The sequence below is a fragment of the Kitasatospora sp. MBT66 genome (assembly GCF_000710405.2).
In the GTDB taxonomy this organism is placed as follows: Bacteria; Actinomycetota; Actinomycetes; order Streptomycetales; family Streptomycetaceae; genus Kitasatospora; species Kitasatospora purpeofusca.
Window position 1 is genome coordinate 23383 of the sequence record NZ_JAIY01000014.1, and the last position, 20579, is coordinate 43961.

At 73.1% G+C, this 20579-nt stretch carries 13 protein-coding genes; 6 read left to right on the top strand and 7 right to left on the bottom strand.

Annotated elements, in window-relative coordinates; all coding sequences use genetic code 11:
• Window positions 1–116: 116 nt before the first annotated feature.
• Window positions 117–6104: an RICIN domain-containing protein gene (locus BI06_RS55235; protein ID WP_063795083.1), complete on the top strand. Its 5988-nt coding sequence runs from the start codon at window positions 117–119 to the stop codon at window positions 6102–6104.
• 185 nt (window positions 6105–6289) lie between these two features.
• Window positions 6290–7696 carry an amidase gene (locus tag BI06_RS34665; protein ID WP_051742590.1) on the top strand — a complete coding sequence of 469 codons (1407 nt, stop codon included), beginning with the start codon at window positions 6290–6292 and terminating at the stop codon, window positions 7694–7696.
• Window positions 7697–7765: 69 nt separating this feature from the next.
• Here BI06_RS34665 and BI06_RS34670 read toward each other — a convergent pair whose 3' ends face one another.
• The 3 genes from BI06_RS34670 to BI06_RS34680 are packed head-to-tail and all read right to left on the bottom strand — an operon-like array spanning window position 7766 to window position 11861.
• The gene (locus BI06_RS34670) at window positions 7766–9757 is read right to left on the bottom strand and encodes an FUSC family protein (protein WP_043475009.1); all 1992 of its coding nucleotides are present in this window, start codon (window positions 9755–9757) and stop codon (window positions 7766–7768) included.
• Window positions 9709–11169, bottom strand: coding sequence for an MFS transporter (locus BI06_RS34675; protein WP_082558900.1), 1461 nt, complete (start codon window positions 11167–11169; stop codon window positions 9709–9711). The genes BI06_RS34670 and BI06_RS34675 overlap by 49 nt, the downstream gene beginning before the upstream one ends.
• Complete coding sequence (locus BI06_RS34680) at window positions 11166–11861, bottom strand: transcriptional regulator (RefSeq protein WP_082558901.1); 696 nt, start codon at window positions 11859–11861, stop codon at window positions 11166–11168. Before BI06_RS34680 ends, BI06_RS34675 begins: the two co-directional genes overlap by 4 nt.
• A gap of 187 nt (window positions 11862–12048) precedes the next feature.
• Here BI06_RS34680 and BI06_RS34685 point away from each other — a divergent pair, with 187 nt between their 5' ends.
• Window positions 12049–12789, top strand: coding sequence for a PIG-L deacetylase family protein (locus BI06_RS34685; RefSeq protein ID WP_030396251.1), 741 nt, complete (start codon window positions 12049–12051; stop codon window positions 12787–12789).
• Window positions 12790–12794: 5 nt separating this feature from the next.
• On the opposite strand, the gene BI06_RS34690 is transcribed toward BI06_RS34685, so the two are convergent.
• From BI06_RS34690 to BI06_RS34700, 3 genes are all read right to left on the bottom strand, one after another.
• A complete protein-coding gene (locus BI06_RS34690) occupies window positions 12795–13526 on the bottom strand; it encodes a DedA family protein (RefSeq protein WP_051742591.1) in 732 nt (243 codons plus the stop codon).
• 47 nt (window positions 13527–13573) lie between these two features.
• Window positions 13574–13768, bottom strand: a complete 195-nt coding sequence (locus tag BI06_RS34695) for a DUF1918 domain-containing protein (protein WP_043475011.1) — start codon at window positions 13766–13768, stop codon at window positions 13574–13576.
• Window positions 13769–13902: 134 nt separating this feature from the next.
• Complete coding sequence (locus BI06_RS34700; protein WP_030396248.1) at window positions 13903–14580, bottom strand: TetR/AcrR family transcriptional regulator; 678 nt, start codon at window positions 14578–14580, stop codon at window positions 13903–13905.
• Between the two features lie 143 nt (window positions 14581–14723).
• Here BI06_RS34700 and BI06_RS34705 point away from each other — a divergent pair, with 143 nt between their 5' ends.
• Entirely contained in the window at window positions 14724–15284 is a 561-nt protein-coding gene (locus BI06_RS34705) for a hypothetical protein (RefSeq protein WP_030396247.1), read from the top strand.
• Window positions 15285–15409: 125 nt separating this feature from the next.
• Here the strand turns inward: BI06_RS34705 and BI06_RS34710 are convergent, their stop codons facing one another.
• Entirely contained in the window at window positions 15410–16225 is an 816-nt protein-coding gene (locus BI06_RS34710; RefSeq protein WP_043475014.1) for an SDR family oxidoreductase, read from the bottom strand.
• Between the two features lie 248 nt (window positions 16226–16473).
• Here BI06_RS34710 and BI06_RS34715 point away from each other — a divergent pair, with 248 nt between their 5' ends.
• Both BI06_RS34715 and BI06_RS34720 read left to right on the top strand, forming a co-directional pair.
• Window positions 16474–17007, top strand: a complete 534-nt coding sequence (locus BI06_RS34715; protein ID WP_233290410.1) for a TetR/AcrR family transcriptional regulator — start codon at window positions 16474–16476, stop codon at window positions 17005–17007.
• Between the two features lie 351 nt (window positions 17008–17358).
• Window positions 17359–20565, top strand: coding sequence for a non-ribosomal peptide synthetase (locus tag BI06_RS34720; protein WP_082558902.1), 3207 nt, complete (start codon window positions 17359–17361; stop codon window positions 20563–20565).
• Window positions 20566–20579: the final 14 nt, after the last annotated feature.

Here is a 20579-nt window from a genome sequence, read left to right on the forward strand (position 1 = left end):
CCAGCCAGCGTATACGACGTGTGTACGCGTCCCACCTACGTTTCGGCGGGCACGCAACACTCCGTAGGAAGGCGAGGTCGCCGACGCCCATGCGCCGGGATTCCCTCAGTAGCAGAATGCGGTCGCTGGTGGCCGCGATGATCGCGGGGGTGATGGCGGTCCCCCTGGTGGGCGCCGTGTCACCCGCCGCCCACGCGGTGGAAGCGCCGAAGCAGCCCGGTATCCATCCGTGCTTCAACACCGACAAGCAGTTGCCCTCCAGTGTCTACCGAGGAGTGGGGCTCCATCTCGGGTTCGACCGTAAGAACAGGATCCCGACCGAGTACCTGCCGGCCAGCGGCGTGGACCCGAAGACGGTGTTCGTGAGCGGCTTCAAGGCCAAGGGCGTTGCTGACCTGAGGTCGGTGGACTTCACCCTGACCACTCATGTGAACGGTGATCCTAAAACCGGCCACAGTGCGCCGAAGTCCGGCTACGTCAGCACCTCCTCCAGCGAGGACGTAGCTGCCACGTTCGCCGCCGTGAACAGCGGTTTCTCCAGGGCCGAGAAGAGTGCTGACGGGAGCGACGTCTACGTCAAGGAGGGCTGGGTCTACGAGATCGTTCCCGATGCGCGTTTTGTCAACGTCGTCGGTCAGTATGTGGGTGGGAAGGTTCCTCCCAACAACGCCCTGGGCGAAGAGGAATGGGCGGCCGTGGGGGCTGTCCCGCCCAGTTCCATAAAGTCGGCGTACATGGTGAAGGCCACCTTCGAGCCAACCGCAGGGTCGGACACGCTGACGTGGAAGAGCACCAAGAAGATCGACGAGAGCCTGGTCACCAATCCGCTGTTCGAGGAGCCTAACCGGGCCGTGGTTCCGGGAGACCTTGCTGACTACGGCTTCCCGCCGGACAAACCGGTCAGGGTGGGGATCAACGGAGCGGCGCCCGGCGGCCCGAAGTGGAGCGAGTGCGCGAAGCTCAACGCGGTCGAGGATGAGTGGGAAGACGACGAGTGCGAGAGTGACGGAGGCACCGCTGCTGTCGGCGTCGCCACCGTGACGAAGACCGCTTTGCGGGGCGTCGCGCTCGCCACGGCGTCCGGCACAGCGCCGGTCGCCGCCGGTACGGCCACGAACACACCCCCCGCGTCGCGACTGCTGGACGGGGCGATGTACCGACTCACGGCGCCGGCGTCCGCGTACGGTCCGATCTTCGACCTGGACGTGCGCGGCGGAGTGACTGCCAACGGGACCACCGTGCAGGCGTATCCCCGAAACTGCACCGCCTCGCAGAACTGGCGGCTGCGCGCGGCCCCGGACGGCCGGTTCGTCCTGGAGAGCGCGCTCGCCCCGGGCATGGTCCTGCAACAGGACCTCTACAGCCACAACACCCTGCTCTGGCCGCTGCAGCGTGACGACCAGGGCCGCTCGCAGGGCACGCCCAACCAGCAGTGGACCGTCAAGGACGCCGGTGACGGGGCCTACAGCCTGGTCAGCGCCGCCGACCAGAAGTGCCTCACGATGGCCGGGCAGGAGTCCGTCGGCCTGAGCGTCAAGCCGTGCGACGGCGGCCCGGCGCAGAAGTGGACCCTGGCCGTGCCGTGCGTGCCGACCGACCCGGCCTCGCTGCCGGCCACCGGCCGCACCGTGCCCGGGTACCCCGCGCTGAAGTGGCCGACCGTCAAGGGCCACCCGGAGCTGACCTGGCCGTCGGTGCCCGGCGCTCCCGGGGTTCCGTGGCCCGCGGTGCCGGGCAGCCCCGACGTCCCGATGCCGGGCCGACCGGATCTGCCGGTGGTCGACTGGCCGGGCGCGCCCGCGCTGCCGAAGGTGTCCTGGCCGACGCAGGCGGGGCAGCTGCCGTGGCCGAAGGTTCCCGGCTTCCCCGAGGTGAACTGGCCGATCATGCCGGGGACCAAGAACGTCCCCTGGCCGATCCTGCCGCTGCCGGTCGTGCCCGGGACGGGTCCCGACGCCGGCGCCGGGATCGTCGTCCCGGGTCGGCCCGTGCCCGACCGGCCGACCGTCGCCGGTCATCCCGAGCTGACGTGGCCCACCGTTCCCGGCTTCCCGGACGTACGGTGGCCGTCGGTGCCGGGATCCCCGGACGTTCCGTGGCCGGGCCACCCGGACATGCCCGCCGTTTCCTGGCCGGGCGCTCCGACCCTGCCCGCGACCGCCAAGCCTTCGTTGCCGGGCTTCCCGAACTGGACCTGGCCGGACATCCCCGGTTTCCCGGGGGTGCCGTGGCCGTCGCTGCCCGATGTGCAGCGGGCGCCGTGGCCCTCGGCCTCCGACTTCCCCGAGGTGCCGAAGACCCCGTCCGTGCCGATCGTCTGCAAGCTGCCCACCGACCCGGGGACCAACCCCACCGACCCGGGCACCAACCCCACCGACCCGGGCACCAACCCCACCGACCCCGGTGGGCCCGTGCCCTCCCCGCCCGGGATCGGGCTGCCGAGCTTCCCCTTCCTCCCCATGCTGCCGCCGTGGGGCACGCCCCCCACCGGCCCCGGTGGCGGCCCCGGCAGCGGGCAGAAGCCCGATCCGGTGCAGGGCATCGGACTGGTGTCGGCCGCGGATCCGCAGTTGGTGCCGGACGTCACCGGCGGCGTTCCCGCCTCCGGGACACCCGTGCAGGCGTGGACGCCGAACGCGACGGACTCGCAGCGGTGGGCGTTCTGGGACCGCGGCAACGGCAACTGGCTGATCGAGACGCGGCTGACCTACGGCGGCAGCGACCCCGGCGGCCGCCTCGTCCTCGCCCAGGACCCCGCCACGCACCGCACCGCGCTCCAGCCCGTGGCCGCGAACCGCACCGAGCAGCAGTGGCGCTTCGCCGACGCCGGTGACGGCCGGACGACGATCGCCAACGGCAACGGCGGCTGTCTGACGCTCGCCGCCAAGGGCCAGCCGCTGACCGTCGCCCCCTGCGACGGTTCCGACCGGCAGAAGTGGCGGCTCAACGGCGTGGTGGCCGGCGGCGACGGCAACGCCGACGGTGCCCCCGTCCACTCGGCCTTCCCCGGCAAGTGCGCGGATGTCACCGGCGGCAACACCGCCGACCGCACCCCGATCGACCTCTACGACTGCAACGGGACGCCCGCCCAGCGCTGGACGGCGTCCGCGAGCACCGGTGTGTTCGCCCTGAAGGCGTTCGGCAAGTGCCTGGACGTCTCCGGGGGCCTCACGGCGCACGGCACCCGGGTCGGCCTCTACACCTGCAACGACTCGCCGGCGCAGCGCTGGCAGAAGGGCCCGGACTCCTCGCTGGTCAACCCGAACTCCGGCATGTGCCTGGACGTGACCGGTGGCGTCAACACCAACGGGACCGTCCTGCAGATCTGGGACTGCAACGCCACCGACTCCCAGCGCTGGGGCCTGGGTACCGTCCCGCCGCGTGCGCCGGTGACTCCGAACCCGACCCCGCCGCCGGGCACCGGAGCGGTGGTCAATCCGGGGATCGGCACCTCCCAGGTGTCCACCCTCGTCTCCGCCAACAACGGGATGGTGGCCGACCTGGACCGGTCGAACACCGGCTCCGGCACGTCGATCAAGGCGCTCGCTCCGAACGGCAACGACGCGCAGCGCTGGGCGTTCTGGACCACGGCGAACGGCCGGTGGATCATCGAGACGCTGCTCACGGACGGGAAGGCGGCGGCCGGTCAGGGCATGGTGATGGACCACGATCCGGGCCCGCACCGCACCCATCTGATCCGCACCATGGACGGGAACGCCAATCAGCACTGGGCGTTCCGGGACGCGGGCGGCGGCTGGTTCTGGGTGACCAGTGACACCGACAACGGCTGTCTGACGGCCAACAACGCCGGTGAGGCGCTGGCCGTCTCCGCCTGCGACGGCTCCGACCGGCAGAAGTGGCGGCTCGGGGACGTGACCGACGGCCCGGCGCAGCCCGGCCAGCCCGGTCAGCCTCAGCCGAACCGGCCGGACCCGGCCACCGGCCCGGCGGTCACCCCCGGTGGCGTCCGCAACAACCAGGTGGCGGTGCTGCGTTCCGCGAACAACGGGATGGTGGCGGACCTTGACCGGTCGAGCACCGCTTCCGGCACGTCGATCAAGGCGCTGGCGCCGAACGGCGGCGACGCGCAGAAGTGGGCGTTCTGGGACGCCGGCAACGGCCGGTGGATCCTGGAGACGCTGCTGACCGACGGGAGGACGGCGGCCGGTCAGGGCATGGTGATGGACCACGACCCGGGCCCGCACCGCACCCATCTGATCCGCACCATGGACGGGAACGCCAATCAGCACTGGGCGTTCCGGGACGCGGGCGGTGGTTGGTTCTGGGTGACCAGTGACACCGACAACGGCTGTCTGACGGCCAACAACGCCGGTGAGGCGCTGGCCGTCTCCGCCTGCGACGGCAGCGACCGGCAGAAGTGGCGGCTCGACGGCCTCACCCAGGGCCCGAACCCGCCGAACCCGGCCACGGGCGCGGTGGTCAACCCCGGGGTGGCGAACAACCGTGTCGCCACGCTGCGTTCCGCGAACAACGGGATGGTCGCCGACCTCGACGGTGGGACGACCAACTCCGGCACGTCGATCAAGGCGCTCGGCGCCAACGGCAACGACGCGCAGAAGTGGGCGTTCTGGAGCACCGCGAACAACCGGTGGATCCTGGAGACGCTGCTCACGGACGGGAAGGCCGTGGCCGGTCAGGGCATGGTGATGGACCACGATCCGGGGACGCACCGGACGCATCTGATCCGGACGATGGACGGGAACGCCAATCAGCACTGGGCCTTCCGGGACGCGGGCGGTGGCTGGTTCTGGATCACCAGTGACACCGACGGCGGCTGTCTGACGGCCAACAACCCGGGTGAGGCGCTGGCCGTCTCCGCCTGCGACGGCGGCGACCGGCAGAAGTGGCGGCTGGACAACGTCACGGACGGACCGGCGGCCCCGCAGCAGCCCCAGCCGGGCAACGGCGGCTCGGGTGGCGGTGGCCCGGTCGTCCGGCCGGCCGTGGGCAACAGCCAGGTCGCGACCCTGCGGTCGAACAACAACGGCCTGGTCGCCGACCTCGACGCCGGCAGCACCGCCTCCGGCACCTCGATCAAGGCGCTCGGCGGCAACGGCAACCCCGCCCAGCGCTGGGCGTTCTGGGACGCCGGCAACGGCAGCTGGATCGTCGAGACCCTGCTCACGGACGGCAAGTCCGCCCCGGGCCAGGGCATGGTGATGGACCACAACCCGGGTCCGCACCGGACCCACCTGACCCAGAACCAGGCGGGCAACGCCAACCAGCGGTGGTCGTTCCGCGATGCCGGGAACGGCTGGTACTGGCTGGTCAGTGCCGCCGACGGCGGCTGCCTGACCGCCAACAACGCCGGTGAGCAGCTGGGCGTCTGGCGCTGCGACGGCTCGGACAAGCAGCGCTGGCGGCTGGACAACGTCCAGACCGGTCCGACCCCGGGCGCCGGTTCCGGCGGTGGCAACACCGGCGGTGGCGGTAACACGGGTGGCGGCGGCGGTGGCGGTAACACCGGCGGCGGTGGCGGCTGGGACGGCGGCATCGGCGGCGGTGGCAGCGGTGGCGGCAACGGCTCCGAGCCGGGCGGCTGCGGCTTCCAGGAGCCGACGGCCGAACACCGGGGCGGCTGGATGTGGAAGAACTGGAGCATCTGCCGCGGCACCGAGATCTCCACGGGCGACAGCGAGCAGTCGACCGCGCTGCGGATGCGGGAGGACGGCACGGTCGAACTCGTCTACTCCTGGTACAGCGAGACCACCAGCCGGATGGTCTCGGCCGTCAGCTGGACCGCCCCGAACACCACCGGGTGCGGGCGGACGGCCACCATGCAGACGGACGGCAACTTCGTCGTCTACGGCGACGGCAACCGAAGCTGCTGGTCCTCCGGGACGAGCGGCTACCAGAACGCCTGGCTGGAGGTGAACCGGAGCGGCACGCTGACGATCTGGTGGGTCGACGACAACGAGTTCCAGCAGGCGCGCAGCCAGGCGGGCCGCCCCGGGCCGGGCCTCGGCGGCAGCTTTCTGGACCTGGTGATCACGCTCGCCCGCATGATCCCGCGCCGGGAGTGGGGGGTGGGAACGCAGCACCGGATCTCGACGCCGAACTGCGGGAAGATCCACTGCACCTGACGCGGTGGCGCTCCTCCTGACGAAGGACCGTCCGGGCACCCCGCCCGGGCGGTCCTTCCGCGTCCGCGACGCAGGCTGTTCCGGACGCCGCTCCGGCCCTAGACTGCTCAGCTCGCGCGGCATTACCGACGGGTAGGTACGTATCCGCGGGCGCCGCCACCGACTGGCAGGGATGGGGAGTCCGGATGGCCGACGAGCGGGTGCACGCGTACGCGGACGACGCGCTGGGGGAGCACGACGCGGTGGCGCTGGCCGCCCTGGTGCGGGCCGGTGAGGTCGCCCCCGCCGAGCTGGCGGCGGCCGCCGCGGCCCGCGCCGACCGGGTCGACGCGGCGCTCGCCCCGGTCGCCTTCGCCGCGTACGGGCGGCCGCACGGGGCGGACGACAGTGCGCGGGACGCCCCGCTGTACGGCGTGCCGAGCTATCTGAAGGACAACACCGACCTGCGCGGGATGCCGACCGGCCAGGGCAGTTCGGCCTACCGGGCCAGGCCCGCCCGCCGCAGCGCGGGCTTCGCCGAGCAGTTCCTCGGCACCGGCCTGGGCGTGCTCGGCAAGACCCGGCTGCCGGAGTTCGGGCTCAACGCCTCCACCGAGTTCGCCTCCGCCCGACCCGTCCGCAACCCCTGGCTGACCTCGCACTCCCCGGGCGCCTCCTCGGGCGGCGCGGCCGCCCTGGTCGCCTCCGGTGTCGTCCCGATCGCGCACGCCAACGACGGCGGCGGCTCGATCCGGATCCCGGCCGCCTGCTGCGGGCTGGTCGGACTCAAGCCCACCCGGGGCCGGGTGGTGCCCAACGCCCAGGGCCGCCGGCTGCCGGTGGACCTGGTGACGGACGGCGTGCTGACCCGCTCCGTCCGCGACACCGCCGCGTTCTTCGCCGCCGCCGAACGCCACTACCGCAACCCCGCGCTGCCCCCGCTCGGCCTGGTCGAGGGCCCGGGCGAGCGCCGGCTGCGGATCGGCCTGGTGGTGGACTCGCCGGTCGCGACCAGCGACGCGGCGACCCGGGCGGCGGTCGAGGGGACGGCGGCCCGGCTGGAGGCCCTGGGGCACGAGGTGACTCCGGCCGTGATGCCGTTCGGCGAGGAGTTCTCCCGCGACTTCGTCCTCTACTGGGGCTACATCGCCTTCCTGATCGCCACCACCGGCCGGCTCACGGTCGACCCCGGCTTCCGGGCGAGCCGTCTCGACGGGCTGACCACCGGGCTGCGGCGGCTCTTCCACCGGGAGTTCCGGCGTGTGCCGGGGGTGGTCCGGCGGCTGCGGAGCGCCGAGGAGACGTACGCGGGGATGTTCCGGACCCACGACGTGGTCCTCTCGCCGGTGCTGGCGCACGTCGCGCCGCCGATCGGCTACCTGAGCCCGAACGTCGCCTTCGAGGAGCTGATCGACCGGCTGACCCGGTACGTGGCGATCACCCCGGTCAACAACGTCACCGGCGGCCCGGCGATCGCGCTGCCGACCGGTGCGAGCGCCGACGGCCTGCCGATCGGCGTCCACCTGTCGGCGGCCCACGGGGAGGAGCGGGTGCTGCTGGAGCTGGCGTTCGCCCTGGAGGCGGACCGGCCCTGGCGGCGGATACAGGACTGAGGGCGGACACAGGACCGAGGGCGGACACAGACCGAGGGCGGGCAGCGGGCCGGGCGCCGCGGTGGCCGGTCAGCCGAGCACCGGGGAGGCGATCGCGCAGGCGGCCCGGACCTCGCTGCGCAGCGGGCCGAGCACGTCGGGGCCGGTCGCCCCGGCCGCCCCGGCGGCCGCGTCCCCGTCCGGCTTCGGCAGTGGAGTGCCGGTGCGCAGCGCCCCGGCCAGGGCGGTCAGGTCCGCCGCGATGGCGGCGACCTCGTCCGGCGGCGGCGCCGGCTCCCCGTGCTCGACCCGGACCCGGGTGGCGGTGGTGGCCTCCACCACCCGTTCCACTGCGATCACCAGCGGCCACCACGCGGCCGCCCGGGGCCCGGTCGGCGGCGGTTCGGTGAGCGCGCGCTGGAATTCGGAGCGGACCGCCGAGAGGTCCCGGTAGAGCCGCCGGCGCCGGACCGGCCGGGCGGGCCGGTCGTGGCCGGGGGCGCCGGCGAAGGCCAGCGCCACGTACGCGGAGGCGTCCGCCACGGTGTCGGCCAGCCGGTCGCCGATCCGGGTGTGCCAGGACTCCGGCCAGCACAGGTACCCGGCGACCAGGGCGATCCCGCAGCCGATCAGCGAATCGTAGAGCCGGGGCAGGACGAGCCCGAACCCTTGGTGGTTGAGCAGGTCGGACAGCAGCAGGATGACCGGGGTGATGGCCGCCGTCTGGAACGCGTACCCCTTGGCGGAGAAGGCCGGGATCAGCGCGGCCAGCACCGCGACGGTCGGCACGTCCCACCAGCCGCGCGGCACCTCGGCGAGCACCGGCACGGCGAGCAGCAGCCCGCCGGCGGTGCCGAGGGCGCGCAGCACGGCCCGGGAGAACACCGAGCCGAAGTCCGGCTTGAGGACGAAGGTGACGGTCAGCGCGACCCAGTAGGAGCGCGGCACCGGCAGCACCGACACCACCACCTGGGCCAGGCCGATGCAGAGCGCGAGCCGCAGGCCGTAGCGCCAGGACGCGCCGGAGAGCAGCGCCGCCCGGGCCGCGCGCCGGGTCCGCACCCAGGGCGCGGCGGGGCGGCCGAGCCGGTCGGGTTCGGCGGTGTGCGCGTGGTCGGGCTCGGCGGCGACGGCGGCCGCGTAGCGCAGCGCCCGCTCCAGCGCGCGTTCCGAGGGGCCGGTCGGCGCGGGCAGGTCGAGCGGGAGGGGCTGGTCGGTCCGGGCCCCGTCCTCGATGCCGTCCTCGATGCCGTCGGCGAGTGCCGCGACGGCCGCCGGCCAGGCCTCCGGCAGCGGGCCGAGCCGGGCCGGGCGGAGTTTGGCGGCGGAGGCCGCCTCGACGATCGGGATCAGCGCGTTGAGCCGGGCGATCAGCCGGGTCAGCCCGGGGGAGCGGCCGTGCCGGCGGGTGCGGTGGGCGAGCAGCAGGTCGTAGGAGGCGTTGAGCGACTGGGTGACGTCCTGTCGCCGTTCGTCGTGCTCGGGGGTGCCGGCGGCCCGGACGAACGCGGCGACCGAGCGGTAGGAGGCGGCGACCGCCGCCCGTTCGGGGACGCCGCCGCGCAGCGGCCAGCCGAACAGGGTGAGCAGCAGCACCACCGCCCCGCCCGCGGTGAGCAGCAGCGGCGCCGTCCACCACGGGCGGGGCATCGGCAGCCCGGCCCCGACGACGGCGTTGAGGAGCAGCAGGAGTCCGGAGACGGAGGCTACCGAGCCGATCGAGGAGATCATCCCGGAGACCAGCGCCACCAGGGTGAGGACGGCGACGGCGGTCCAGTCGCGGCCGTACACCAGGGTGCCGAGGGTGACGCCGACGGCGCCGAAGAGCTGGGGGACGGCGATGTTGAAGAACCGCATCCGGTAGGCGTCGGCGGTGTCGCCGATCACGCCGGACAGGGCGCCCATCGAGACCAGCGCGCCGTACGCGGGCCGGCCGGCGGCGAGGCCGACGGCCAGCGGCGCGGAGAGCGCGACCGAGGCGCGGGCCACCGCCGCCCACGGCACCGGCGCGGGTCCGGGCCGCAGCCCGGCCGTCAACCAGGTCGGCGGCGAGAGCCGGACGCCGTGCGCGTGCTGTGCCATGGGCCCAACCTACGGCGCCCGCCGCTACGGCCCCGGGCGCGGCGCGCTCGGGCGGGCGGGGTCCACGGCGCGGGGTCGACCGCGCAGGTGAGGGCGGGTGAGGCGGTGGCGGCGGTGGTGCCGCGTCCGGGCGCCGGTGCGGGTGCCGGGTCGGCCGGACGGCGGGTGGTGGGGAGGTCGCGGACCCGGCCGACGGGGGAGAGCAGCAGGACCAGCGCCGCCAGCGGCACCCCGGCCGTGGTGATCCACATCGCCGGGCGCAGGCCGACCGCGGTGCCGAGCACACCGGCGAGCAGGGCGCCGACCGGGATGGTGCCGTAGTTGAGGACGGCGGCGCTCGCGGTGATCCGGCCGAGCAGCTCGGGCGGGCAGTAGTGCTGCTGGAAACCGGACTTGATGACGTTCCCGGCCACCACCCCGGCCGAGACCCCGAACCCGCCGACGGCGTAGCAGAGCACGCCCGCGCCGGTCCCGGTGAGCGGGATCAGCAGCGCCAGCGCGGGCAGGCCCAGCTCGAACAGGATCATCGCGCGCGCCGTGCCGACCCGGGCGGCAACCCGGCGGGCGGCGAACGCGCCGAGGACACCGCCGCTGCCGGCCGCCGCGACCAGGGCGCCGACGGTGCCGGGGGCGAGTCCGACCTCGCGGACCAGGAAGGCGACCAGGATCGACTGGTAGCCCATCAGCGCCAGGTTGGAGGTGGCGCCGTAGAGGGTGAGGGTGCGCAGCCAGCGGTCCCGGGCGACCAGTCGCAGGCCCTCACCGATCTCGCGCCGCAGCGCCCGTTCGGCGCCGCGCTTGTTGTCGGCGCGGGTCTCGCGGTGCCGGATCCGGCCCAGGCAGAGCAGCGAGACCAGGAAGGTCGCGGCGTTGGCGAGCATGCCGTTGGCGGCGCCGGCCAGCTGGGCGAGCAGGCCGCCGGAGCCGAGGCCGACGATCTGGGCGGCGGAGGCGCTGCCGTGCAGCTTGGCGTTGCCCTCGGGCTGGTCGGCGGGGGAGAGCAGGTCGGGCAGGTAGGCGGTGTACGCGGTCTGGAAGAACACGGCCGCGGTGCCGGTGAGCAGGGCGACCGCCAGCAGCAGACCGGTGCTCAGCCGCCCGGCCCAGGCGGCGGCGGGGACGGCGGCGAACAGGACGAGCGAGACGGCGGCGGCTGCCAGCATCACGGTCCGGCGGGGTGAACGGTCCACCCAGACGCCGGCCGGCAGGCCCACGACCAGCCAGGGCGCCCAGGAGGCGGCGCTGAGCAGGCCGATCTGGAAGGTGGAGGCGTGCAGTTCGGAGACGGCGACGAGCGGCATCGCGACGCCGGTCACGGAGGCGCCGAACTTGCCGGCCGTCTCGCCGCACCAGAGCAGCCGGAAGTCCCGGTGGCGGCGGAGCAGGCTGCGGCGCTGCCCGTCGCGCGTCACTCGGCGCTCCCGGGTCCGTCGGCGCTCCCGGGCCCGTCGGTGCTCCCGGGCCCGTCGGTGCGGGAGCGGCGCGGGAAGGACTGGAGCTGGACGACGATCGGCAGTGCCGCCGGGTCCGGCGCGGCGTCCGGGGCCGGGGTGTGGCGCTCGACGACGGCGAAGATCTCGTCGTTGAGCGCCTGGAGCTGGGCCGGGTTCAGCCGCAGCCGGCGCCAGTCCGAGATGGTGCCGACGTTGCGCCACTCGTCCGGCCAGTCCTCGTTGATGTAGTCGTTGACCCGGTTGAAGTACTGCTGGACCAGCTGGTGCAGGTAGAGCGAGACCGCGCCGCGGGTGTCGGGGTCGTTGCGGAAGTCGGCGGTGTCGAGCCGGTTGGACACCTCCACCCGCCGCCACCAGCGCTCGCGCTTGGTGCCGCGCCCGGTCTCCTCCTCGATGAAGCCGTGTTCGGCGAGGTGGCGCAGGTGCCAGCTGACGGTGCCGGTGTTCTCGCCGAGCCGCTCGGCGAGCCGGGTCGCGGTCGCGGGCCCGTCGAGGTTGAGGAGTTCGAAGATCTGCATCCGCAGCGGGTGCGCGAGCCCGCGCAGGCTGCGGGCGTCGAGCCGGCGCTGCGGCGGTCCGGGGGGATCGGGCGGTCCTGCGGTGGCGGGTGTGTCAGGGGTGGCGGAGGCGTCGGGGTACTCGGTGGTCATGTCGGCAGCCTAGATTGCAGAGGATCCTCTGCATAGGGGTGTCTGCAGAGAAACCTCTGCAAGTCTCCCGTTGTCCCGAATCGCCTCCCGAGCGGTCCGATGATCTTCTAGAGTCGCGAGCGGTAGGACCGTACGACCGCACGGTGCGCTCCACCCTCGCGCACCGGTTCCAGGGAGAGGCAGCACCATGACCGAGCCGCAGCCGAAGCCGTTCGAGCACGTCGACGAGGACTGGCAGAGCGCCCTCGTGGTCGTCGCCCACCCCGACGACATGGAGTACGGCGGGGCCGCCGCCGTCGCCCGCTGGACGGACCAGGGCAAGAAGGTCGTCTATGTGATGGCCACCAGCGGCGAGGCCGGGATCGACAGCATGGACCCGGAGCAGTGCGGCCCGCTGCGCGAGGCCGAGCAGATCGCCTCCGCCGCCGTGGTCGGCGTCGACACCGTCGAGTTCCTCGGCCACCCGGACGGCACCGTCGAGAACGGCCTGCCGCTGCGCCGCGACATCGCCCGCGCCGTCCGCCGGCACCGCCCGGACATCGTCATCACCATCAACTTCCACGACACCTGGGGCGGGCCGTACCTCAACCAGGCCGACCACATCGCGGTCGGCCGGGCCCTCCTCGACGGGGTGCGGGACGCGGGCAACCGCTGGGTCTTCCGCGAGCTGACCGCGGAGGGCCACGAGCCGTGGAACGGCGTGCGGGCGATCTGGGTCTCCGGCTCGCCGGAGTCCGGGCACGCGGTCGACATCACCGAGCACTTCGACCGGGGCGTCGCCTCGCTGGAGCAGCACAAGGCGTACCTGGCCGGCCTCGGCGGCGCGATGGCGGACGCGCGCGGCTTCCTGGAGGGCTTCGGCCGCGAGGCGGGCACCCGGCTCGGCACCCGCTTCGCCGTCCCGTTCGAGGTCTTCCCGCTCGGCTGAGGTCCTCAGGACCCGTTCGGCCGCTCTCCCTCGCGCTCCTGCTCCTGCTCGCCCTCCCGCTCCGGCTCCCGTTCCGGTGCCGGCCGCCGTCGACGGCGCAGCAGCTGCCGGACGGCGAGGGCGGCGACCAGGACGCCGAGCGCGATCAGCAGCCAGAGCTGGTAGCGCAGCGCCGTCCGCCAGACCGTGCCGATGTTGGCGCCCGCGACATAACCGAAGCCCGCCCACACCCCGACCCAGAGCGCCGCGCCGAGCACGTTGAACACCTGGAAGCGGGGCCAGGGCATGCCGGTCGTCCCGGCGATGATGCCGCTGGTCTGCCGCAGGCCGTCGACGAACCGGGCCACCGTGACCACCTTGCCGCCGTGCCGGGCGAAGAACACCTCCGCGCGGGCGGCGCGTTCCGGGGTGAGCAGCACGTACCGGCCCCAGCGGTGGACGAAGGCCCGGCCGCCGGTGGCGCCGATCAGATGGCCGAGGGTGTTGCCGAGCACCGCCGCGGTGAAGGCGATCGCCACCACGGCGGCGAAGTCGAGGTGCCCGGTGCCCGCGTAGACGGCGGCCAGCACCAGCACGGTCTGGCCGGGCGCGGGGACGGCGCAGTTGTCGAGCAGCACGAACAGCGCCACCAGCGCGTAGCCGTACTGCTGCAGCAGCGGCGCGAGCGCGGCGAGCGGCCCCGGCAGCTCGGGCGCGGCCTCGGCGAGGAGCCGCGCCGTCCAGGGTGGGAGGGGCACGGCTCACCGCCCCGGGCCGGACGGGCGCGGGGCGGTGGGCGGTGGCGTCAGCGGGTCGCCCCGCGGGGTTCGATGTTGCAGTCCGGGCCGGGGTAGACCAGGCCCTCGTGGCCGTCCTCGAAGCGGACCATGTACGGCGGCGAGCCGTCCGGGCCGCGCACCTCGACGATCTCGCCCTTCTGGTCGATCATGCCCACCGCCCGACTGTGGATGTGGAGCTGGTCACCTACCGCTGCCTGCATGGTCGTGCTCCTCGGGTGTGTGCTGACTTCGGCGGCCCACCGGCCGCCCGGGTCCCCGTCCACTGTCTCCACTCTGCTGCGGGCGCGCACGGCCCGCAACGGCGCGTCCGGGCGCCGAGGGCGGGGGGACCGGCTCAGCGTGGCCCGAGCTGGTCGGCCAGGTAGCACCGGACCAGCCGCTTGCACTCGGTGATCATCGCCGGGTCGCCGTTCCGGTCGCCGCGGAAGGCGAGCTTGAGCACCGCGTCCGCCGCTTCCAGCACCACCCGCAGGGCGAGGGTCAGCGCGGCCGGGTCGGTGGTGCCGAACAGGCTGCCGCCGAGGGCCTGGAGCCGCAGCGCGACGGCCGTGTTGTTGTCCACCTCGGCGTCCAGCAGGTGCCGGTCCTCGTGGCCGCCGCCCGGCGCGGCCGGTCCGGAGAGCCCGAAGTCCACCTGGCCGAAGCCGGGGACGGTGCGCTTCATCGCGACGAACTCGTCCACCGCGAGGTCGGTGAACCCGGCCGGCCCGATGGGGGCCTCGGTGCGCAGCCGGTCGTCCAGCCGGTGCAGATAGTGGTCGAGGTTGCGGCCGGCCAGTGCGGCGAGCAGGTCCTCCTTGCCCGCGAAGAACTGGTAGAGGGTGCCGATCGGCACCTGGGCGCGCTGGGCCACTTCCTTGGTGGTGAGCGCGGCGGCCCCGGCCTCGTCGAGCAGCGCGGCGGACGCGTCCAGGATCCTTTCGTAGCGCTCCTGGCTGCGCTGCTGCACCGGCCGTCGCCGCCCGGGGCCCGTCCACCCCGCCGTCCGGTGACTCCTCGTGTCCGCGCTCATGTGGCCACTGTGCCGCATCTGCCGTTCGGCGGGCCAATCCCCGGGCCGATCCCGACCTGATCCCCGACCTGATCCCCGGGCCGATCCCCGCAGGACAGGCCGTAGGCTCTCTGCGCTGATCATGAGGGGCAGGAGAGGAAGCCATGGGGCAGAAGATCATCCGGTTCTCGGACCTGACCGGCCGGCACGCCGAGGACGAGGACCAGCTGGTGCGGGTCGTGGTCCGCGCCCACCCGGAGCTCGCGGACGGACCGGTCGCGATCGAGGCGCTCGCCGGGGAGCTGGCCGAGGTGCGGGGGCTGGCGCTGGACCTGGTGACGATCGAGCTGCACCGCCCGGACGCGGAGGAGCCGGAGACGGTCGTCATGACCGCCGAGGCCTTCGACCGGCTGGCCACGGTGACGCCGATGGCCGAGGTGCTGCGCGGCGCCGAGCGGGTCGCCGCCCGGACGGTGCCGGTGCAGGCCGCGGCCGCCGGGGCGGGCCGGGAGCGGGTCAACTACGCGAGCCCGGAGCACGCCGGCCGTCCGCACAAGGGCCGTACCACCGACGCCGAGAAGCAGGTCGTCCGGGAGCACCTGGACGAGATCAACGAGCGGCTGGCCGCCGAGGGCGTCCGCACCGTCGACCTGGCCAACCCGGAGCACGTGGCCCGGTACGGCCTGGAGGAGCTGGCCGCCGAGCGCGGCGTCACCCTCGGCTGATCAGGCGGGGCCCGGCCCCCGGGAGCGCGGCGGACGCGCTCCCGGGGGCATCGGTAGTGCTGGAGCGGGCCGACAGGAGATCAAGGTTTCTTGACGGTCAGTCAGTCCTCTCCGTCCGGCGGTTCTCAGCGGAACGCCGGTGCGGTGCGGGCGGCCCAGTCGGCGAACGTGCGCGGTGCGCGGCCGAGGACCCGCTCGACGTCCGGGCCCGGCGTCCGCTCGGCGGGCAGCGGGCGGCCCAGGATGGCGAGGGTGCCCTCCACCACCGGCTCCGGCATGAACGCCAGCAGTTGGGCGCGGGCCTCGTCGCGGGTCTGCTCGACGAACCGCACCGGGGTGCCCAGTGCCGCGCCGATCGCCTCGGCCCGTTCGCGCGGGGTGACCGGGGCCGGGCCGGTGAGCTCGTACGTCCGGCCGGTGTGGCCGTCCTCGCGCAGGGTGGCGGCGGCGACCGCGGCGACGTCCGCCGGGTCGACGGTGGGCAGTCCGACCTCGGCGAACGGCGCGGCGGCGGTGCGGTCGGCGCGGATCGAGTCGGCCCAGGCGAAGGCGTTGGAGTTCAGGCCGCCGGAGCGCAGCACCGTCCAGTCGAGGCCGGAGTCGCGCACGGCCTCCTCGAACCCGGCGGCGTGGCGGTAGACCTCGGGCCGCGTCCCGACGCCCTGGGAGGAGAGCAGGACGACCCGGCGCACCCCGGCCGACCGGGCCAGCCGGAGGATCTCCTGCGGCTCCTCCCCGGCCACCAGCAGGAACAGGGCGGTGGCGCCGTCCAGGGCGGGGCGCAGGCTCTCCGGGTCGGCGAGGTCCGCCGGTACGTGCCGGACGTCGGCCGGGAGCGGCCCGGGCCGACGGGAGACGGCGGTCACCCGCTCGTCGGCGGCGACCAGGGTCCGGACCAGCTCGCGGCCGACGTTACCGGTCGCACCCGTGACAACAATCATGGCAAACCCCCTGTGAGGGACGGTGGTCGGCCGTCCCGATCGAGTTAGTCAGTTGGCTGACTGAGAAGGACGGTAGCCGATGCCCGGGGCGGACGTCTACTCTTAGTCAGGTGACTGACTCAAAGACCTCGAAGACGGCGAAGACAGCAAAGGCCGCGGCGACGGCTGCGGCGACGGCGAAGACAGCAAAGGCCGCGAGCACGAAGGCCGCGAAGAGCGCCGGCCGCGCCCCGGGCAAGCGCGAGCGGCTGGCCGCCGCGGCGGCCCAGGTGCTGCACGAGAAGGGCGTGGAGCAGACCACGCTCGCCGACATCGCCCGGGTGGCTGACGTCCCGGTCGGGAACGTCTACTACTACTTCAAGACCAAGAACGAGCTGGTCGAGGCCGCGATCCAGGCCCATGGCGGCGGGCTGGAGGAGCTGATCGAGCAGCTCGACGCGCTCCCCGCCCCCCAGGACCGGCTGAAGGCGCTGCTGGCCGGCTGGGTCGGGCAGCGCGAACTCACCGCCCGGTACGGCTGCCCCACCGGCAGCCTCGCCTCGGAGCTCGACAAGCGCGCCGACGGCCTCGACGTCGCCGTCGCGGAGGTCATGCGCAGGCTGCTCGACTGGGTCGAGGCGCAGTTCGCGGAGATGGGGCGGGAGGACTCCCGCGAGCTGGCCGTGGCAATGGTCGCCGCCTATCAGGGGATCTCGCTGCTCACCAACACCCTCCGCGACCCCGGGCTGATGCTGGCCGAGGGGGGTCGGCTGGAGCGCTGGATCGACTCGCTGGGCGGCTGATCGCCGGTGTCCGGAACCTGCCAAGGGCGGTAGCGAGGACGGGAGCGGACCGCCGGACTCCGCCGCCGACGTGCGCGAATTTCTCGTTCCACCAGGAGAAACGCCGCCGCGGCCCGACGCGAAACGCGGCCGCGGCGGGATCCCCCTTGCGTTGGTGACCTTGACCGCCTTGATTCATTGCGGCAGGATGCCCGATGGTCGGAACGCGCATCTGAGTCGCACGACCCCGTTCCTGCACTGCTGAAATACCCGCAGAACTGCTGCTTTTGATCGCACTTGACGACAAGGGAGCTTTGTGTGAGTTCAGCACATGACGGTGCCGCATTGGACAGGAAGCAGTCGCTCGCGGGTATGTTGGCGCGTGCCCGGGCCAAGATCACCGAAGGCCCCCGCCCGCGCCAGGACCGGAACAATGTACCGCTCTCGCATTCACAGAACACTTTGTGGTTCGTGGACCGGCTGCAGACCGGTACGACGACCTACAACGTCGCTTTCCTGTTCCGGCTCGAGGGCGATCTCGACGTCGCCGCGCTCACGGATTCCTTCGCGAGCATCGTCGCGCGGCACGAGGCACTGCGCACCCATGTGCTGGTGGAGAACGACGAGTACTTCCAGGGTGTTGTCGAGAACCCCGAGATCGTCGTCGAACGGACCGTCGCGGAATCCGCGGCCGAGGCCGAACGGCTGATGGCCGAGCTCGCCGGGACGGTGCTGGACCTGACCGCGTTCCCGCTCTGGCGCGCCTCCCTGGTCAGGGTGGGTGACGACCTCCACTACTTCGGCTTCCTGGTCCACCACATCGTCTTCGACGGCGTGTCGACCTCGATCTTCTTCGAGGAGCTGGAGCAGGAGTACAACGCGCGCCGGGTCGGCGCCGAGCCCAAGGTCGAGCCCCCGACCGTGCAGTTCGCCGACTTCAGCGCCTGGCAGCGCAAGCGCATGAGCACCGGGGCGTGGCAGGAGAGCGTGGACCACTGGGCCGGGGCGCTCCGCGGTGTCGACGTCATGGACATCCCCGGCGACCGTCCGCTGCCGCCCGAGACGACCTACGCCGGCGCCGCCGAGGTGACCACCTGGAAGGGCCTGGCGGCCCGGGTGAACGAGCTCGCCTCCTCGCTGTCGACCACACCGATCACCGTTTACGCCACGGCGATGGCCGTGCTCTACAACAAATACTCGGGGTCCGAGGACATCATCTTCGGAGTGCCGACGGCCAACCGCACCGAAGTCGAATGCGAAAGGACGATCGGCTTCTTCATCAACATGCTGCCGCTGCGCTGCCGGGTCGATCCCGGGGCGACGTTCCGGGAATGTCTGGTGGATGTCCAGCGGCGGTTCCGGGACGGGCAGGCGCACGGCCACCTGCCGCTGGAGGAGATTATCGCCGGGGCCGGTGTGCGGCGTGAATCGGCGCGCTCCACCCTGTTCCAGTACACGTTGACGATGAACGAATGGGCGGAGCCGCTGCGGCTCGACGGAATCACCGCGGTGGAGACCGAGCCGGAGACCACGCACGCGAAGTTCTTCCAGTCCTGGACGGTCACCCGGAACGGTGCGGACCTCGATGTCCACACTGCTTACAACACCGATGTCTTCGACGCCGCGACGATTTCCACGATGCAGCGCGCATTCGTCGGAATCCTGGACCGGGCCATCGCTTTTCCAAACCTTTGCATCGGTGAGGCGTGGGCCCACGACGAGGATTCCCGGGCGGTGCAGTCCGTTCTCGGAAAGGGCCGCGAGACCTCGGTCCCGACCGGCAACGTCTTCGCGCATTTCCGTGCCGTCGCGTCCGAGCACCCGCAGCGGTCGGCGGTGGTCACCCCCGGCGCGACCCTGACCTACGGCGAGCTGCTGGACCGCGCGGAGGCGCTCCGGGCGCACTTCGCGGCGCAGGGCATCGGTCCGGGCGACCGGGTGGGTGTGGCGCTCGAACCGTCCACCGACTACCCCGCGACCGTCCTGGCGCTGATGGCGCTGGATGCCGTGTACGTCCCCGTCGACGCCATGAACCCGCCGGGCCGCATCGCGTCGATCCTCGACGGTGCCGCGCCGAGGCTCGTGGTCTGCGACGCGACGACGGCCGGGGTCGCACCGGCCCTGGAGTCCCCGCTGCCGGCGGAGCTCCCGGCGGCGGGCCCGGCCCCGGCGGAGGCCCCCGGCGGCGGCGCCGTCGCGTACCTGATGCACACCTCGGGCAGCACGGGGACGCCGAAGGGTGTGCTCGTCACCCACGACAACATCCTGGCGTTCATCCGCAACGTCCGGACGCTGTTCGAACTCACCCCGGAGGACCGGTTCCTGGGCTATGCGTCCTGCGGCTTCGACGTGTCGGTCTTCGAGATGTTCGGCGCGCTGCTGACCGGAGCCTCGCTGCACCTGGTGCCGGCCGCGACGCGGCTCGACATGACGGGCGTCCAGCGGTTCCTGGAGGAGCACCGGATCACGGTGACCGACCTTCCGCCGTCGGTGATGAAGCTGCTCGACCCGGAGCCGCTGGACGGGCTGCGGATCGTCTTCGTCGGCGGTGAGGCGTTCTCGCACGAGCTGGTCCGGGCCTGGGGCAGGGGCCGGCGGATCTTCAACGGCTACGGCGTCACCGAGTGCACCGTCACCAGCATCGTGGAGGAGCTGGCGGAGCCGCTGGCGCCGTCCGCGCTGCCGATGGGCGGGCCGATGGACAACCACCTCGCGTACGTGCTGGACGCGCGCAACGTCCCGGTGCCGCAGGGTGTCATCGGTCAACTGGCCATTGGTGGCGCCGGGTTGGCGGCCGGGTACTGGAACAGGGACGAGGACAACCGGCAGCGGTTCATCCCCGACCCGGTCGGTGACGACCCCTCGGTCCGGCTCTACCTGACCGGCGACCTGGCGCGCTTCAACGGCGACGGCCGGCTGGTGTACATCGGCCGGGCCGACAAGCAGGTCAAGATCAACGGGGTGCGGATCGAGATCGGCGAGATCGAGAGCGCCGTCCGCTCCGCCCGCGGGGTGCGCAATGTGTTCGTCCAGGTCCAGCAGGACCAGGAGCAGAAGCGGGTGGTCGCCTACTGCGCGACCGGCGGGACCGGCGAGGCCTCCGAGACGGCCCTGCGCGACCACTGCCGCAAGCTCCTGGTGTCCACCATGGTGCCCAGCCGGTTCGTGCTGCTGGACGAGCTCCCGATCAACGCCAGCGGCAAGATCGACGAGCGCGCCCTGCCGGGCGTCGACGACGCCGGCGCCGTCGAGCCGGAGCCGGCGGACCGGCTCACCGAGGTCGAACAGCGAATGCTGACCCAGGCGTTCGGCCCGATCCTCGGCCGCACCGACTTCGCGAAGAACATCAGCTTCTTCGACCTGGGCGGGACCAGCCTCCAGGCCGCCCAGCTGGTGTCCAAGATCAAGAAGCTCTTCGGCACCGACATCCCGCTGGCCGCCTTCTTCGCGGACTCCAGCGTGCAGGCCCTGGCGCTGGAGGTCGAACGCGCCCAGCTGGCCCGGCTCTCCCCGGAGGAGCTCCAGGCGGCCATCGAGGGGATGACCGAAGAGGACGTCGCCCGACTCCTGGCCGAGTGAGGGCCGGGGGATGG